We start from the raw sequence: 17014 nt of genomic DNA, 5'->3' as shown, positions 1-17014 counted from the left end.
GAAGCGGCCATTGGCGCCTGCGCCTCAACCGTCGAAAAAATGTTGCAGTACGATATCGATTTCCGGAACCCCATTCGTCGTTCCGATGCCAGGCCGATGAGGCCGGCTCAAAGGCAGACGATGCGTGTGATTGTGTTCGTAAAGGCTACCGACGATAGCGAGAAGGGCATTCTCCCCACGACCGAGATGTTCGAGGTGATGGGCAGATATAACGAGGAGCTGGTCAATGCCGGCAGCTTGCTCGTCGCCGACGGCCTCAAGCCCTCCTCGCAGGGCAAGCGTATTGCGTTCGATGGCCCCGGCCGTATGGTCATCGACGGACCTTTCGCCGAAACCAGCGAGCTGGTCGCCGGCTTTTGGCTCTGGGAAGTCAAGGACATGGACGAGGCGGTCCGCTGCCCCAATCCCATGCCGGGACCGAGCGAGATCGAAATCCGGCCGCTGTACGAGATGGCTGATTTGTGATGAGAATCTGACACCGGAGGTCACGGCCCACCGTCCGCTACTGGCCGATAGCCGTCAATTCAGCGTCATCCTGAGTTGCGAAGGGGCGTGTCAGTTCGCGCCCAACTTGAATTTGATGCTGTCTGATGGCCACCAGACCCACGATGGCGGCGGCGTGTAGCAGCCTGGCTGATTGGCGGGTGTAGCGTCACAGCGGACGGTGTAGCCCTTGTTGGTTATTTCTCTCCCGCCTTCGCCGGTGCCGCGCTCATTGTACGAAGAGCAGCCACCGAGCAAAGCGACAGCCAGTAAAACTGTTGTGTACTTCATAAATGCCTCCATGCGTAGAGCGTACAGCTTAGCCATGAGTCCCGCCTGGTGCGGGATTTTTTTGTCTGGAGAAAAAGTGATGACTGCAACCGAACGAGGCCCCGACATGCTTGCTCGCATCCAGTTGGGCGAGGTGAGGCGCGAAGGCCTGGCTGTTCGGATCGCCGTGGCCTGGATTGCCTGTCACGGAGGCGGGGAGTCTGCACATGCCCAGGCAACTACCGACCAGCCAATCGTCGGTAGCTCGGGAGAGGGGGGCCTTTCCTGTTTCCTGGCCGATTGCTCCCTACCGAGAAAAATTGCAATCGACCCGCAGCTGACGGTGGCAACAGACAGCAATCCACAACCCATAGCTGCCGTTCACAGTGCCAGTCAGGATCCAGCCCACACCAGTTACGGAATGGCTGAAAGCGTATGATGGCGAGCCTTCATTACCGATAAGGAAATCGCCATGCTTCCCGACAAGGCCTGCTCAGTAGTTCTGTCTTCCGCGCGGCTCCCCAGGATCCTTTTGTTCCGTCATCCTCAGGCTGAGGTGCAACTGGTGAAGGGAACTATTGAAAAGGGGGAAACACCGGGTCGAGCAGCCCTGCGTGAACTGGCGGAAGAGTCTGGTATAAGCGCCGCCACAATCGAAGACGATCTAGGATGTTGGGATTCCGGTCATCACGGCCAGATCTGATCGTTTCAACTGTGCCAGGCGGGTGGACTATTACCTGAACAATGGTCATATCAGACGCTCGATGACCATGGTCACCTCTTCGATTTTTTCTGGGCTTCGCTCGACCATTTACCTTATGACGATTGCCACCCAGTTTTTCGTCGAGCGCTGGTCTTTTTGTGCGAGGTCTTAGAAGCGCGTGGACACTTGATGGACAAGCATCCTTGATTCAACTGCCGAACGACCGCTTCTGGCCGATTGCTGCCTGTCGTCACCTGCAGCTTTGGGATGGCTTCAGACGGCAAGGGTTTTACCCTGATTCGTGGGTTGAAGGACGGTAGAAACGAAAATTCAGGTAAAGCGCTGGAAGCCGCAAAACAAAAGGCCTGCAAGTCCCTCCAAGAATCAACCACAGTCGAGGAATAAACCCGTGGAAAAAGCCGATTGCAGAACAAGACAGGAGCAAGATGCCCGACAAGACCAAAAGCGCCGAAAGCAGTGCCGTGTCAGGCCGCGAGCCGAAAACCGAAATTAATCTTATAAGAGGATTCAAAGCGACAAAGCGTGTAATCCCGAGGGCCTCGGAAAACGGGGTGCATTTCCTGCACCCCGACAGGGCTTCGATGCATCTCTTCTCAGAGCCAGTCCAGTCTCCCAGTCATGCCCTCGTGTCCTCAGTTGTGTCCATCCTTGACGAGCGCGAAAGAAGTCAGTATTTTTCTGGAATGGTCATTCCAGAAAGGCTGCTCCAATGCGCACCAAAGAATTTGAGCAGGATGAAATCGTCGATGCAGCTATGCAGGTTTTTTGGCAGCTCGGCTATTCCGCCACCTCGATACAGGACCTGGTCGACGGTACAGGATTATCTCGAAGCAGCCTGTACAACGCCTTTGAGAACAAGCATGGCTTGTACGAGCATGCATTACGCCGTTATCACGATCTGACTGCCTCGAACATAACGTTGCTTCAGGAATCAGGCTCCGTCAAAGCGTTGATCCAGCAACTGCTGCTGAGGATTGTGAATGATGAGCTCAGCGATACCGGGCCACGTGGCTGCCTTGCCGCCAATGCCTCACTTGAAATGGCTGGCCAAGACAAATCCATTGCCGAGTTGGTCTCTCTCAACTTCCTGCGTCTGGAGAAAGCTTTAGAGCAAGCACTCACTCGTGGCCAGAAAACTGGGGAAATTCTTGCGCACAAGAAACCTCGCGCGCTCGCACGCTTTATCGTGAACACGATTCAGGGCCTGCGAGTATTGAGTAAAGGCAGTGCTCACCAGAACCGTCGACAACGCTTGCTGGACGTGGTCGATATCACGATGGACGCTTTGTAACCAAGACGGGATGTTGGAATACTTCGAGTGAAAATCTGGCAGAGGTCAGATTTTTTTTGCCTAGTACTGGAATGATCATTCCAGAAAGATCAAAGCAACCTCGGACGATTGATTAGGAATAGGACATGAACTCTTTCTCAGGGATACAACAATGAGCACGCACGGTAACAATGGATTGATAGCACCGGGTCTTGATGAAACGTCTTCTATGCAAAGACTGCCCCTTTGGAAACTGTTGGCATTTACGATGGCGGGCTTCATTACCATCATGACGGAAACGATGCCAGCCGGTCTGCTACCCCTGATTGGACAAGATCTTGGCGTCTCACAGGCCATGGCGGGTCAGCTGATTACGCTCTATGCGTTGGGTTCGGTTCTGGCGGCGATTCCAGTCGTTGCGGCGACGCGGAAATGGCATAGGAAGCCCCTATTTCTGCTGGCGATTGCCGGGTTGCTGGTGTTCAACACCGTGACGGCATTGTCCTCTCACTATGCGTTGACCTTGGTCGCACGATTTATCGCCGGAATGGCGGCGGGCGTGATGTGGGGACTATTGGCCGGTTATGCACGACGCATGGTGCCCCATGGTCTTCAAGGGAGAGCCCTGGCGATTGTCGGCATCGGTCAACCCGTGGCCTTGTGTCTCGGCGTGCCCCTCGGCACTTGGCTGGGGACTCTGTTTGATTGGCGTGGCGTGTTTTGGATTATGTCAGCACTCTCGTTACTACTGTTCATTTGGGTGCGATTTGGTGTGCCTGACTACCCAGGACAAACCGAACGTCAGCGCCAGTCGCTCCTGAGTATTTTTCTAACCCCGGGCCTGCGTTCGATATTGGCTGTGATCTTCGTTTGGATGCTCGCGCACAACATCCTGTACACCTACATTGCATCGTTCTTGGTCTCCGTGGGGCTTGGCCAGCGGATAGACCTCGTCCTTATGCTCTTCGGTATTGCCTCTATCGTCGGCATCGGGGTCACAGGAATGTGGGTGGATCGAGGGTTGCGTGTGCTGACGCTAGTAAGTCTGGCAGTTTTCGCGCTGGCGATGTTGGTGATGGGAATGGCAAGCAGCTCCCCTAGCATTGTGCTCCTCAGCATTGCGATCTGGGGGCTGACGTTCGGTGGCGCTCCCACGCTATTACAGACGGCCATTGCCGATACTGCGGGTGATGGCGCCGATGTCGCGCAATCGATGCTTGTCACCATTTTCAATCTGGCAGTAGCCGGAGGTGGCATCGCTGGTGGCTTGTTACTGGAACATGTAGGGCCGAACTCTTTCCCCCCAACACTACTGATATTGGCGTTGCTCGGTCTATCCGTTGTTTGGCAAGCCAGGGCCAATGGTTTCAAGCCTGGTCATCGAGCCATCACGCAATAGTGTGTTCAATGGCTCGATAGGAGAGCGCCGGCACGCTGGGAAATTTCAACGGGTCCTCCCGAGAGGGTGGGCCTAGGGGGTAATTCGGGCCCCGCGTCTTCGGTATATATGACCTTTTTTCGGTGGTTGGTTGTTGTTTAGTCGATCACCGCAAGCCCCGCACCCTATGGGTTTGCGGTCCTGTTCATCGCAACGACTCTGGCCAGCCTTGTCGATGGGTGAATGGCCTAGGTTGGTGTATCGCCGATTGGCTGCCCTCGATGGCGAAATCAGCCATTAACGGGACGGCCAGACTGATCGATTACCGTTTGGGCCGTTAGATACTGGGCTAGTTTAGTCACGGCTCTGGTAGACGGGTGTTAGAACCGGAAATTCTGGTAATCCTCTGGAGCCCTTGCAAAACAATGGCTACAAGGGCTTTCAGAAAACAACCATAGGTGAGGATTTAAAAGCGCCTATTGTTGCGTGCCAATTCCATCTGAGGGCCAAACCTCCGCTGCACACGACGAAAAGCTACATCTCGACCGACAACAATCGGCCACAAGCGGACGTTCGGGAATGGCGGCTAACGATCCGAAACGGGCATGAAACTTCGAAGCTGAAACGCTTCGGCCTATCGGGAGAACCTTCAGATCCGGCCAGGTTGCGAGCCAGTTTTTTGAGCGCAGGCGGTTCAGATAGACCTGCCGTTTATCTGCTCGGAACTTCACCGTAGGTCGGACGACAAGGTTAAAGAGATCGTCTAGGCCGAGTGGTGCCGCGACCTCGACCACACCCTCTACTCCAAGCCGTACAGCTACCTTGAAACCTCAGGGTCAGGTCTTGTCTTTTGCGATCGCTATTATGCAAAAGGCAAGACCTGACCCCGCATTGCTTTGAGAAATACGAAAACCCCTGATTTCGAAAGAGATCGGGGGTTTTTGCTTTCTGGCTCCCCGGGGCCGTGTCGAAAAAGTGTCGAAGCCCCTAGAGCGCCCCAAGTGGATTGAGCCTTACCGCATCCTGCGTCCAACGCCGGCTCGCCAAACTGCGAGCCGCGCACTCAAGCAATACATGAGGACGGAAGGTTGAACCGCGGCTGTGTGTCGGTAACCGGCGTCGTCTAGGCTCAATTTCTCGGTCACATTCCATCTTGGAGGCCGTTTTCCCGCAGGAGGACTGCACATGCACATCACGACTTTCACTCTCACCTTACCGACTGCCCTGTTGGCAATAGCCTGCAGTTTCGCCAGTCAGGCCCAGCAAACGGACATGACCTTCTTTGTCACTAGCCTCGGCATGGGCAAGGGCGCCGATCTAGGTGGTCTGAGCGGCGCCGATAGGCACTGCCAGACGCTGGCCTCCGCCGTCGGGGCGGGCCAGCACACCTGGCGTGCTTACCTCAGCACCAGTGCCGTCGGCAGTGCGGGGGCGGTCAATGCCCGTGATCGCATCGGCCAGGGCCCTTGGCAAAACGCCAAGGGGGTCGTCATCGCCCGCGACGTCGCGCAACTGCACGGCGACAACCAACTGACCAAGGAAATGGCCCTGGACGAACACGGGGCGCTGGTTAAGGGGCGCGGCGACACGCCGAACATGCACGACATCCTCACCGGCTCGCAGGCGGACGGAACTGCGTTCGCCGGTAGCGATGACCATACCTGCAGCAACTGGACCAGCAGCGGCGAAGGGACGGCCCAGGTCGGTCATCATGACCGAATAGGACTGCGTGACGATGCGGCGGCACGCTCGTGGAACTCCTCGCACCCCTCGCGTGGCTGCAGCAGCGAAGCCCTGGCCGGCTCGGGCGGGGCGGGGCTGCTGTACTGCTTTGCCGCAGAATGACGGGCGATGCCGCTGCGGGGTCGCAAGTTGCAAGCGGGCCAGGCCGAGTAGAGCGGCCGGGTTCGCCGCATTCCTAGGCACGGCGGATCAGTGCAGAAAGTCTGTGAAACCTCAGGGTCAGGTCTTGTCTTTTGCCATCGCTATTAAGCAAAAGGCAAGACCTGACCCCGTATTGCTATCCTTGCACCAGACGGAGTATCCGCCATCGATGACGTATTCAGTACCAGTAATGGAGCTTGCAAGCGGCGAGACGAGGAATGTGATGAGATCGGCTACTTCCCTTGGTTTAGCGGGTCGTCCGATCGGGATGCATCCCAGTGAGCCCATTACGATTTGGCGGCCACCCTCATAATCGGTGCCGTTCTGCCTCGCAATCTCCTCTACAAAGGCGACTGATGCCTCCGTCTCCACTCATCCCGGTGAAACCCTGGCTGACTCAACTACGCTTTAAGTGAAAGTTGCAGGCTGCCGAACCGGCAACTGGGAGGGGCCGTGAACAGTCACTGGTGGTGCCGCCTGCTTTTGCTGATGATACTGGTCGGATTGCCGACGGGTTCGGCGAAGGCTGCGGGCAGTGTCGTGGTCCTGACCGTCAACGATGCCATTGGTCCAGCCAATGCCGACTACGTGGTGCGCGGCCTGACGCGTGCGGTGACCGAGGGCGCACAGTTGGTGGTCATCAACCTCGACACTCCCGGTGGGCTGGACACTTCGATGCGCTTGATCATCAAGGCGATTCTGGCCAGCCCCCTGCCAGTGGCCAGTTTCGTCGCCCCCAGTGGCGCACGCGCGGCCAGCGCCGGCACCTATATCCTGTATGCCAGCCACATTGCCGCCATGACCCCGGGCACCAACCTGGGCGCCGCTTCGCCGGTGCAGATCGGCGGCCTGCCCGGAACCGCGCCCGAACCGCCGCGCCCACCTACCACCGACAAAAACTCCCCGCCCGAGCCGCTGGACACCCTGACTCGCAAACAGATCAACGATGCGGCGGCTTACATCCGTGGCCTTGCGCAATTGCGCGGACGCAATGCCGACTGGGCCGAACAAGCGGTACGCGAATCGGCCAGCCTGTCTGCCGACGAAGCACTCAGACTCAAGGTGGTCGATTATGTGGCCAATGACGTGGCGGACCTGCTCAAGCAACTGGACGGCAAGAGCCTGAATGTCGCCGGTCAAACGCTGAAACTGAGCACCGCCGGGGCTACTCTCATCGACCATGCGCCTGATTGGCGCACGCAACTGCTGGCGGTGATCACCAACCCCAGTGTGGCCTTGCTGCTGATCATGATCGGGGTCTATGGCCTGATGTTCGAATTCATGAACCCGGGGTCGGGCGTCGGTGGGGTACTCGGTGGCATCTGTCTGTTGCTGGGGCTGTATGCCCTGCAACTGTTGCCGGTGAATTACGCCGGGGTCGGGCTCATTCTGCTGGGGCTGGCCTTCATGATCGCCGAGGCGTTTCTACCGAGTTTCGGTGTAATCGGCTTCGGTGGGGTGGTTGCCTTTGTAGTCGGCGCAGTGATTTTGATGGACACCGATGTGCCGGGCTTCGGCATTCCGTTGACGCTGATCATCGGCATGGCACTGACTAGTGCCCTGTTGCTGATGACGCTGGTCGGCATGGCGCTTAAGGCCCGACGCCGCGCCCTGGTCAGCGGCGATGCGGGTCTGGTCGGCAGCCTGGCCACGGTGACGGGGCTGCTGCCGGGCCTGCCGATGAGTGGCTGGGTGCAACTGCAGGGCGAAAAATGGCAAGTGCGGAGCAACTCGCCCCTGCGCCTGGGCCAACAGGTCCGGGTGGTGGCGCGCAAGGGCGTGCTGCTGGACGTCACTGTGCAGGATGAAACTCCACCGCTAGAAGATTAATCATGTTTGGCGAATTGGGTTTTGGCGCGCTGATAGCGCTGTTCCACGTGTTGGTGGTCTCGGCCTTCCGGATTCTGCGCGACTACGAACGCGAGGTAGTGTGTACCAACTCGCCAATTCGGGTGCTTCTGGCAGGTCAAGGGGTCGGGATTGATTCTGCTGATTCCGATGGGGCAACAGATGGTTCGCGTGGCTGGCCGGGGGAGCGACAACTAGCCAGACATGGAGGGAAAGTGAAAAAAGTAAGTCCGTGCCCTATTGCTTGAGCGTCCGCAATGGGTCGATTTCTGCCCATCGTGACAGGCAGAAATCGGCCAGTCACGGACGCTGGATAATGCCTTCCTCGCACCCTGCGGCGCCAAGGGAGCCCTGAGGTATTTCCTGACAACAGCGCTCCCAAAACACGCCGGGGACCCTGGCGATTTCCGAGGAATACGGGTGCGAAGACTCGCGCAAATTCGTTAGCGGCACCCCGCCAAAGTTAGTTAACTGGTTAACTCGGTTGGTTAACTGGGCTGAAAGCCTTACGGGCCGTGGCTTGTAGCCCGGTTAACTAAGCATTTTCGGTGGTTAACTCGGCGATCCTTCTATTCGCCTGAGAGGCAAGCGGGCCGTGGCTTTCAGGGCGGTTAACTAAGGAGGTAACCGACTAAATTACTCGGTTAACTGGTTGATCTCTCGAGCTGGCCGGTTAAATCGGCGGAGAGGCAGGCGGGCATGGGCTTTCAGGGCAGTTAACTCAAGTGGCTACTTCGTCGATCGGGCAGTCTCTGTGCCCCAAAAAGCACTGGGGTACAGGTTCTCCCGCCAAAGGACCCGAAAACATTGGTTACTCCTACTGTTCCCCCCCGTTCCCCCGTTTTTTAAAATCAGTCACACATTGGATGACAGACAATCGCACGGTGCGCACCTGTTCGATTTGCTAGCGCGGTTTGCACGATATCGTCCAACGCGCTCCGATTTGAAATCAGGACAACCTGTGCCGGATCACTGCGCTTGCCTCCGTTTTAAACGGAGGCAGTGCGCGCACCTGGACAAACTCTAGCTGACATGAACGGCACGCCTGGAAGCACCTTTTTCCTCAGTCGTGCCCTTGTGCCCTCAGTTGTGCCCAGCCTTGGGCATGGGCACGACTGCATAAAAAGGGCACGACTAGCGGAATGATGGCACCAATAGGAGAGGGCGAAGATCAGTCGAAACTACTCTCCGGGTGACAAAAGTCGTTGTGGTGAGCCAGAGATAATTAACGCAACTTTGCGTCTGCTGAATAGAGAACGCGCAAACCGAAAGCGCGGCTGAAAATTGCATGCCGGTAGAGTCAGATTAATTAATAGGGGTGTCGTTTGAAGAAACGACACCCCTTGCGATCAAGCTGCGTGAGACATGGGCATAATTTTTTTTGGGGGGCAGATTTGGGGGCAAGCAAATCATCCAAACCAACAGAACCCTTTATTCGTGCGGCGTTCAGGCAGGGGTTCTATTCCGGCTTCGGCACCATATAAATCAAGGGTTTGCGAGCGAAAGCTGGGCAAGCCCTTGTTCGTTTCTGGTCCGCAATTATTGGATTGGTCCGCAATTCACTTGGTTGGTGAGACTTTTTTCCCTTTCCTGTTGCGGTTGTACTGCTCGGTCATTACAACGTTTGTATGCCCAAGTTGATCTCTGGCCTGCAAAATGTCACCGCTTGATTCTGCCTTGTCCGTGCCGGCTTTAGCGCGCAGGTCGCGCATCTGGAACTCGGACTTTGCTACCCCGTGTGCTTCCCTGGCCAAGTCAAATCTTCCTCGTAACATCGCCACTTACATTGGTGTGCATCCTCGTAACGATCAGCCGCGTAGAGCGGACTTTATGTTCTGACTTTCGGGACATGATCCGATCAATCAAAATCTTCAGCTCACCAGTGATTTCAATTCCATCATCGAGTGTCGGTCACCCGTTGGCCTGGATGTTCCTGAGCGTCTCCATACCACGCTTGGCGGCAGAAAGTGGGTGAGTGGGTGGCAGTTCGTCCTGTCTCGTATGTCGCGAGAGCGCCGAGAAAGCTTTTCCGATGACCAATTTTGATGATGTCCGAACTGTGGCTACTACTCAGCCAATCGGCAGTTGATTGAGGAGATGACGGTAGCAAAACAGATCTATCACACCGAGCGCGCCCAACAATGCTTGTTGATCCATTCTCGGTCGGGCCAAGTGCCTGCGATTACGCGTATCGAGACTACAAAGCATCGATTGATTGTGGAAAGCACGCGAAAAGGGTTAGGGTGGTTCAAGCGCCGTACTCCGTGACCGGATGCGACAGGGGGTAGTGGCAATTTGGTTGTGGGTGAGCGATTAATCTTTCAGGCCGGCATGGGGTCGGTTTAAGGAGATGCAGTGGTTAGTGATCGCGAAATTGCACTGGAACAAGCGCTTGTAGCAATTATTGGAGCGGCCGTCGCCAGCGGGCTTGATGTAAAAAGCCTGATGGACAACGCGACAGCCGGCTTACTTGGAAATGCTGCATACCGCTGGGCTGAACATCCGCATGTGTTAAACGCCATTAAAGTGATGAATGATGCATATGATCAAGTCAAGTAGTGGAGACTGCGCCAGCGCAGTAGCTAGACCGCCAGATTTCGACACCGGTCTTGGCGAACCCTACTAGCTTTCGCGACCACTTTTCAGAAACTACGATTTCAGGTCGCGACATGTTGGCGAAGCGGGCAGACTGATCGGCAGGTGCTTTGGCCAGATTGATGAGGAGCGTGGACACCGTCTCCTGCCACTCCTCGAAGTCGTGGCGCTCGCCCAGCACGTGGTTGTTGATAAGCGCTTCCAGAGTTTCTTGTTGGATGGTTTTTTTATGACTCATCCCACCGGAACGCGGCGATCTTTTCCATCCCACTAAAGACCAAGTTCATTGTCGAATGATAGCCGCAGCTGATGCTTTCCAGCAGCATGACGGTCAGGTAGGCCGCTATGAAATCGACTTCATTCTGCTGATCTCTGGCTTCGTTCATTTGCGAAATGATGGGAATCATGTAATTGACTTTTCCCTCAACCGACAACGCCATAAACCCAGGTAGTCCGCCTATGTCGTTTTCCAGGGCCCGTTGATACTTCCGCAGCCTGTGAGACGTCATCAGCTTGATGGTGGTACTGAGGGGTTTGAGACGGAGCGAGAGTCCCTCGAGGTCTAGTTCAAGCGCTAGTTGTCGCTCGGGTTTGAAAAACAGCATGCCGAACTTCCTTTCTGATTAGCGTGTTCACTCTTAAGCCGCAAAATGTATGCACTGGTGCACCAGCGGTTGGGGGCTTCGTTGCCATCAGCGGCGCAGTTTTCAACCAGCAGCGCCTTGTCCGTACCGGGCAATTGAACATAGCCCCCGTTACTCGTAACGCGCGGGTTACCTTTTTGCTGCGGCCTGCGCTTCAGCGTTTTGCACCGCTCCTTGAATGTAGTCAAAGCCCATGGATCACCGGCAAGGCTTGCAGCGGATCCCGATCAACCCCTGAACTGTCTCCCATACTCAAGCATGATCCATGCCCGTTCGTTGTTCACCTCGGCCACCCACTGCGGCGCTTCCTCGGCTCTGATCTCCCCGGCCAGGCATTCGTTTCTTGCACCAGCCGCGCCTTGGCGTACTTGGGGCGGAGGAGGGATTTTTGACCAGGCGCGCGCCGTCGTCCCCAGCCACGCCTGCGGTCTGAATGTGTCGTTTTTTCTGCATACCTGCACCCGGCTAAAACAGGCCCAGGTTGGGGGTTGTGTACGCGAATGTGGGGCGGAAAAAGCCTGCAGCTCGATGGGTCAACATGAAAAGCCTGAAGCACCCAGGGGGAGGGTGCAGGCAGAGGTCCATCTGCTGTTTTTGCGTGCAAACACACAAACGGACCCCAATATGCACGCAGCGGCGTTCTTTAAGCCTTGTGCTGCTCGCCAGTTCACAGCGGCTGCGATCATGGGGATCTCGAATTGGACTGCAAAAAGAATGCGAGGGTGGTTTCCTAGGCCACCCTCGCATCCGTTCACGCGCAAAGCTTCAAGCACTGCCAAAAAAGACGTCGGTATTCAGAACATCAACCCCGACCAAGGTGATGGTCGTTGTTTGTCCGCCCGTCTCGGCAACCGTCACGATGCTGTCGGCACCGGTGTTGTTGATCGATTGGACAACGGCGTTCGGGTCGCCGTTGAGCACCAGCCTGTCCCGCACGCCCGGGCCCGCATCGAAGCCGCTGACCTGGTACAGGTTCTCATTGACTGACAGATCGATGTTGAACGCATCCTGCTCACCGATCGTGCCAACCAGCGTGAAGTCGAAGGGTGCGTTGTCCGGTTCGTTGGCGAACAGGTTGGCGTCAAAGGTACTCGTCGCCGAGTCCCCGTCCTTGTCCGTCAGCGTCGCGCTGAACGCCAGCTGGACATCGCTGGCCAGACTCTCGCTCTCCTGAATGAACTGGATCACCGGGATCTTGATATCGCCCCGGCCCATCGTCAGCTGAACCGCGTCGATCAGTGTCGTACCCGCCTTCTCGACGAGGAAGGACACCTGCCCGCCAGCCTCCGGCGTCAGGGTGTTCACCTCGATGCGGTCCGAAAACGTGCCATCCGCGTAGTAGATCCGGTAGTACAGGTCCTCGGTTGCGGTGTTGTAACCCGCCACGGAGTTGTCGATGAAGACCTTCATTGCCGTCAGCAGGCTCTCTGGGTTGATGACGAAACTTTCATCGGCGGCGCTGATTGCCGCCAGGTTATCGCCCTGGAGCACGTTGTTGGCGACGCCGATGCCGGCCGTGCTGACGTTCATGGCCCTCGGGTCGATGTACGACGGCAGAGGGTTGGTCTGTAGCGCGGCTTCGGTGGGGTCGGGTGCTCCGAGCCCGATGCCGGTCAGGATGTCCGCGGTCGACGCCAGTGCCTTCGCGGAAAAGAACACAATCTCCTCGGATGCCGAAGGAATAGCCGGGTTACTCGTCTGAGGAATCAACAATGTGCGCACCGGGTCCGGGCCACCGGCAGCGAGCGAGCCGTCGGCACTGCTGAGCACGATCGTCGAACGGAAGCCTTGCACCAGATCCAGTGCATAGCGACCATCGGCATAGGCGGTCAACGTGTAGTCGACGGTGGTATTCGCCGTTGCGGCGTTGTTGTCGAAATCACCGGTCAAGGTTCCCGCGAACTGGTACGCGCCATTGGCATCCGGTGACAGCGCCAGCTCGCTGAGTGTGCCGGTCCCGGTCGTGGTCGTGTTGTCCGGCCTGACGAGAGTGAACTGGTTATTGACCAACGAGATATCCAGACCGGCCGCCCCCAGCCCGTCGGCTCCCGTCGCCATACTCCAGAACCCGGATTGCGCAAGGACGCTACCGGTCCCGATCAGGTTGCCGAAACTGAGTGCCGGCCCGTCGTCCTTGAACACCAGGTTCTGCCCGATGTTCAGCGTCGCCTGGGCGCTGTCGCCGTCCCCGTCGGTCTTGATCGCCGTCAGCGTCACCAGGTTGTCCGAGGTCAACGACTTCGAATCATCGGGATTGCTTGGGTCGGAATGCACCACGGCGCGGAGCTGGTCCAGCGTGACACTGCCATTGGCGGCGACGCTGACCGTGAACACCAGCAGATTACTCGTGGCCGTGCGGCCTTCGACCACGGTGCCATTGAGCGACAGGTTCACCGCCTGGTTCGAGGCCGTGTCCGTCAATCCGGAGGCTCCGGCCACCACGCCCAGCGCATAGCTCAGGGTGCCAGCCCCATCGGCGCCAAACGCCGAGGTGAAGTTGGCGGCAAAGCTCTGGGTATCATTGGTCGCCAGTACCGTCTCGTCCACTGTCAGCGTCGGTTCCGCGCCGGTGGTACTGATGCTTGGCCCGTCGTCCTTGAACACCAGGTTCTGCCCGATGTTCAGCGTCGCCTGGGCGCTGTCGCCCTCCTTGTCGGTAATGGTCGCGGTCAGCGTCACCAGGTTGTCCGAGGTCAAACTCGTCGAGTCATCGGGATTGGTGGTGTTGGCATGCACCACGGTGCGGAGCTGGTCGAGGGTGACATCACCGTTGGCAGCCACGCTGACCGTGAACACCAGCAGGCTGGTGGTGGCCGTGCGGCCTTCGACCACGGTGCCGTTGAGCGACAGGTTCACCGCCTCGCCTGTCTCCGTGTCGGTCAACCCGGAAGCTCCGGCCACCACGTCCAGCGCATAGGTCAGGGTGCCGGCGCCATCGGCGCCAAACGCCGAATTGAAGTTGGCGGCAAAGTTCTGGGTATCGTTGGTCGCCAGCACCGTTTCGTCCACCGTCAGCGTCGGCTCCGTGCCGGTGGTGTTGATGCTCGGCCCGTCGTCCTTGAACACCAGGTTCTGCCCGATGTTCAGCGTCGCCTGGGCGCTGTCGCCGTCCCCGTCGGTCGTGGTCGCCGTCAGCGTCACCAGGTTGTCCGAGGTCAAACTCGTCGAGTCATCCGGATTGGTTGGGTCGGGATGCACCACGGCCCGGATCTGGTCCAGCGTGACGCTGCCATTGGCGGCCACGCTGACCGTGAACACCAGTAGGTTGCCGAGGGCCGTGCGGCCTTCGACCACTGCACCGTTGAGCGACAGGTTCACCGCCTCGCCCGTGGCCGTGTCGGTCAACCCGGAAGCTCCGGCCACCACGCCCAGCGCATAGGTCAGGGTGCCGGCACCATCGGCGCCAAACGCCGAGGTGAAGTTGGCGGCAAAGCTCTGGGTGTCGTTGGTCGCCAGTACCGTCTCGTCCACCGTCAGCGTCGGCTCCGTGCCGGTGGTGCTGATGCTCGGCCCGTCGTCGTCGAAGATCATCTTGGAGCCGATTTCGGTGGTCGTAACAGAGGCTTTGACCAGCGTGAAACCACCGATATCAAAGTCGGCGTGGTCATTGCCCTTGGCAGTGACGGCCGCACCGTTCTCGATAAGCACGCGGTTGTGATCCGCCGTAGTGGTGTATTCAATCTGGTAGCCGGCTTTAATGCCGGTGAGGGTTGCGACCCCTGCAGCAAAGCTGATGGTAATGGCCGGATCATTCACCGATCCGTCTGAATTCTCGATCACCAGCCCGGTGCTATTGTTGATCACGCGAACATTGGTGATGGCCACCGACGTATCGCCTGCGTATCCATTGATGAAATTCACGCCAGGTTCAGCCGCGGTGCTGAATGCGCTGATTTTTACGATAGCGCTCTTGCCGCTTTGCAATTGCACGACGTCGAAATTGGCCGACTTCGTGTTGTAGACGTCGGTAAAGTCGACGTTGGATTCAAGGTCGGCTTCGTTCTGATCCAGGTTGGGAATGGTCACATTCTGCCTGGCACCTGTGACGAACGAAAAGCGGATGCCCTCTTGCTCCACAATCATCTGATTGTTGGTGCCGAAGGTGGTCGGGCCACCCGCCTGGCTGGTATTGATCGTGTCGCCAGTGTTTATGTTGACGCCGCTTGACTGGTCTGCGGGGTCCTTGCCGGTGGCAATGATGGTGGGATCCGTGATTCGCAACACACCGCCGTCATCGACAACGTTCGGGTTCGCCTTCGTGAACATCAGGAACAGGTTCTGACCGGAGGGCGCATTGGCCAGGCTGAACACCAGATCTTCACTGGCTCCGATGAAAACCTTATTCAGCAGATTGAGCGAATCATCGGCGTTCGTCATATCGGGATGCTTGAGCGGTTGGTACTCCACGGTCCAGATCTTGCCGCCCGTGACCGGCGATCCGGTTTCTTCAATGTAGGCAGCGAACACGATCGCTCCGGCCGGGCCCCCGGCTCGGCCCACGACGATGTTGTTGTCGTTCGTATCGGTATAGAGAAGGATGCTGGTGCCATCGAGGGTATCGAGTCCGCTGTCCAGGCCATTGAGCGGTGCGCCTGAACTGTCGGTGAAGCTGATATCGGTAATGGTTCCTCCGGGCGCGGCGGTGACGGTGAATGCATCGCTGCCGGTGTTGCCCGCGGCACCGGTATAGCCGCTCAAGGCCGCACCCGTGGCGGTGCCTGCCCCCAGTCCGGCCAAACGGTTAGCGAAGGTCGTGGGCAGGGACGCCACCAGGATGTCGTTGTCGTCAGCGTCCCCCGCAGGGGTTGGCGTGGCAGTGGCGTTCTGCAATCCGGCCGTTTCATCCAGGGTCACGTCTTCGCCGGTGGCCACGACGCCCAAAGCGCTGGCTGTAACCGACGTTGTCACCAATGACTCGTTGAGGTCAGTGGTGAGGGGCTGGGTGAATAGAGCGATCTGATCGTTCGTTGACGATGAGTTTTTTTTCTGAGTAGCCATGACTTTCTCCAAAGCAATTGCAGTCACCAAGGCCGGACCGCGGACCTTTTTTTGGTACATGCCACAACTATGGATAAACGCCGGGCGATATACATCGGCCGATACTCCCAGGCGGGGCAGGAGATTCAGACTACTGGGAAGGGGAGACGGGATGACGCGAAGGAACGGAGTCGAATATTCCGCTTGTGAATGAGGGCATGGTGCGGGTGTTCAAGGTTGCCGGGGCTTTAACCTCCAGCGCGTCGAACTGAGGCTGAACCAGCCTGTCGAACTACATCCGCTCCTTGAAGCTGGGGAAAATGATGAAGTACGAATACGTGCCCGCGTTCCAAAGTGCGCTCTACGCGCCGAAGCCGTTAGCAGCACTGGCTAACGCGCACTGATTCAACGATCCGGCAAAAACCTGTCAGACCTCACAAGCCTGACAGGTGACGTTTTACTTGGACGACGCAATATCACGGCCGCGTGGTGCTGCCGCCACGCCTTCCTCGCGTAGACGATGCAATAACAACTGCGTGTTGTCCACGCAACCCATGCCTTCAGGCTTGCTTTCAACGCCCTCGATAACCAGAAGAAGTTGCGCTTTATTGAGGGCCAGCCGTTGCTGCAGGACTTCGATTTCCTCAACCTTGCGCTTGAGTCCACTGAGCAACTCTTCATGCCGCCAACCGTTCGCATTCATCGGCAGTAATTGTCGGATTTCTTCCAGTGAAAACCCCGCCGCCTGGGCGCCCGTGATGATCTCCAAAACCCACTCCGTATCAGGTGCATAGTCCCGATACCCATTGGCTTTGCGCCCGACAGATGTGATCAGGCCGCTCGCTTCGTAAAAGCGGATCCGTGAAGGCGCCAGTCCGCTGATTTTCGCCAGTTCGCCTATTCTCATATTCCACTCCGGAAAACCATTGACCTTAAAGTTG

At 57.6% G+C, this 17014-nt stretch carries 11 protein-coding genes and 6 pseudogenes; 9 read left to right on the top strand and 8 right to left on the bottom strand.

Annotated features, from left to right (window positions below):
- The first annotated feature begins 39 nt into the window (after nt 1–39).
- Nucleotides 40–465 (top strand): YciI family protein, encoded by a 426-nt coding sequence (locus KGA98_RS14995; RefSeq protein WP_223502692.1) that lies wholly within the window; start codon nt 40–42, stop codon nt 463–465.
- A 90-nt stretch (nt 466–555) separates the two neighbouring features.
- On the opposite strand, the gene KGA98_RS14990 is transcribed toward KGA98_RS14995, so the two are convergent.
- On the bottom strand, nt 556–810 hold the full coding sequence (locus KGA98_RS14990) for a hypothetical protein (protein ID WP_223502691.1): 255 nt from the start codon (nt 808–810) through the stop codon (nt 556–558).
- 415 nt (nt 811–1225) lie between these two features.
- On the opposite strand from KGA98_RS14990, the pseudogene KGA98_RS14985 reads away from it, so the two are divergent.
- The 3 genes and pseudogenes from KGA98_RS14985 (at nt 1226) to KGA98_RS14975 (ending at nt 4146) form a co-directional block, all read left to right on the top strand.
- Nucleotides 1226–1663, top strand: a pseudogene (locus KGA98_RS14985) (NUDIX hydrolase).
- A gap of 523 nt (nt 1664–2186) precedes the next feature.
- Nucleotides 2187–2768 carry a TetR/AcrR family transcriptional regulator gene (locus KGA98_RS14980; protein WP_223502690.1) on the top strand — a complete coding sequence of 194 codons (582 nt, stop codon included), beginning with the start codon at nt 2187–2189 and terminating at the stop codon, nt 2766–2768.
- A 151-nt stretch (nt 2769–2919) separates the two neighbouring features.
- Nucleotides 2920–4146, top strand: coding sequence for an MFS transporter (locus KGA98_RS14975; protein ID WP_411736666.1), 1227 nt, complete (start codon nt 2920–2922; stop codon nt 4144–4146).
- A gap of 620 nt (nt 4147–4766) precedes the next feature.
- Here KGA98_RS14975 and KGA98_RS14970 read toward each other — a convergent pair.
- Nucleotides 4767–4946 (bottom strand): annotated as a pseudogene (locus KGA98_RS14970) (nucleotidyltransferase family protein); the annotation flags it as partial.
- A 364-nt stretch (nt 4947–5310) separates the two neighbouring features.
- Here KGA98_RS14970 and KGA98_RS14965 point away from each other — a divergent pair.
- Nucleotides 5311–5970 (top strand): hypothetical protein, encoded by a 660-nt coding sequence (locus tag KGA98_RS14965; protein ID WP_090456259.1) that lies wholly within the window; start codon nt 5311–5313, stop codon nt 5968–5970.
- Between the two features lie 198 nt (nt 5971–6168).
- On the opposite strand, the pseudogene KGA98_RS14960 reads toward KGA98_RS14965, so the two are convergent.
- Nucleotides 6169–6411 (bottom strand): annotated as a pseudogene (locus tag KGA98_RS14960) (SDR family oxidoreductase); the annotation flags it as partial.
- 51 nt (nt 6412–6462) lie between these two features.
- Here KGA98_RS14960 and KGA98_RS14955 point away from each other — a divergent pair.
- Nucleotides 6463–7839: an NfeD family protein gene (locus KGA98_RS14955; protein ID WP_223502689.1), complete on the top strand. Its 1377-nt coding sequence runs from the start codon at nt 6463–6465 to the stop codon at nt 7837–7839.
- 2 nt (nt 7840–7841) lie between these two features.
- A pseudogene (locus KGA98_RS14950) lies at nt 7842–8031 on the top strand (slipin family protein); the annotation flags it as partial.
- Between the two features lie 1385 nt (nt 8032–9416).
- Here KGA98_RS14950 and KGA98_RS14945 read toward each other — a convergent pair.
- Nucleotides 9417–9750, bottom strand: a pseudogene (locus KGA98_RS14945) (tyrosine-type recombinase/integrase); the annotation flags it as partial.
- 462 nt (nt 9751–10212) lie between these two features.
- Here KGA98_RS14945 and KGA98_RS14940 point away from each other — a divergent pair.
- Nucleotides 10213–10416, top strand: coding sequence for a hypothetical protein (locus KGA98_RS14940; RefSeq protein WP_057714624.1), 204 nt, complete (start codon nt 10213–10215; stop codon nt 10414–10416).
- Here KGA98_RS14940 and KGA98_RS14935 read toward each other — a convergent pair.
- The 3 genes from KGA98_RS14935 to KGA98_RS14925 form a co-directional block, all read right to left on the bottom strand.
- Nucleotides 10409–10690, bottom strand: a complete 282-nt coding sequence (locus KGA98_RS14935) for a hypothetical protein (RefSeq protein WP_223502688.1) — start codon at nt 10688–10690, stop codon at nt 10409–10411. The genes KGA98_RS14940 and KGA98_RS14935 overlap by 8 nt on opposite strands.
- Nucleotides 10680–11057: a hypothetical protein gene (locus KGA98_RS14930; RefSeq protein WP_090455531.1), complete on the bottom strand. Its 378-nt coding sequence runs from the start codon at nt 11055–11057 to the stop codon at nt 10680–10682. Before KGA98_RS14930 ends, KGA98_RS14935 begins: the two co-directional genes overlap by 11 nt.
- A gap of 804 nt (nt 11058–11861) precedes the next feature.
- Nucleotides 11862–16094: a DUF5801 repeats-in-toxin domain-containing protein gene (locus KGA98_RS14925; protein WP_223502687.1), complete on the bottom strand. Its 4233-nt coding sequence runs from the start codon at nt 16092–16094 to the stop codon at nt 11862–11864.
- A 260-nt stretch (nt 16095–16354) separates the two neighbouring features.
- Between KGA98_RS14925 and KGA98_RS14920 the strand changes: the two are divergent.
- Nucleotides 16355–16477 (top strand): annotated as a pseudogene (locus tag KGA98_RS14920) (acetoacetate decarboxylase (ADC)); the annotation flags it as partial.
- A gap of 53 nt (nt 16478–16530) precedes the next feature.
- Here the strand turns inward: KGA98_RS14920 and KGA98_RS14915 are convergent.
- A complete protein-coding gene (locus KGA98_RS14915) occupies nt 16531–16980 on the bottom strand; it encodes a MerR family transcriptional regulator (protein ID WP_218498210.1) in 450 nt (149 codons plus the stop codon).
- Nucleotides 16981–17014 lie beyond the last annotated feature (34 nt).

It is taken from the genome of Pseudomonas sp. BF-R-24 (assembly GCF_019947335.1).
Taxonomy (GTDB): Bacteria; Pseudomonadota; Gammaproteobacteria; order Pseudomonadales; family Pseudomonadaceae; genus Aquipseudomonas; species Aquipseudomonas jessenii.
This window is presented reverse-complemented; position numbering and strand designations above follow the sequence as displayed.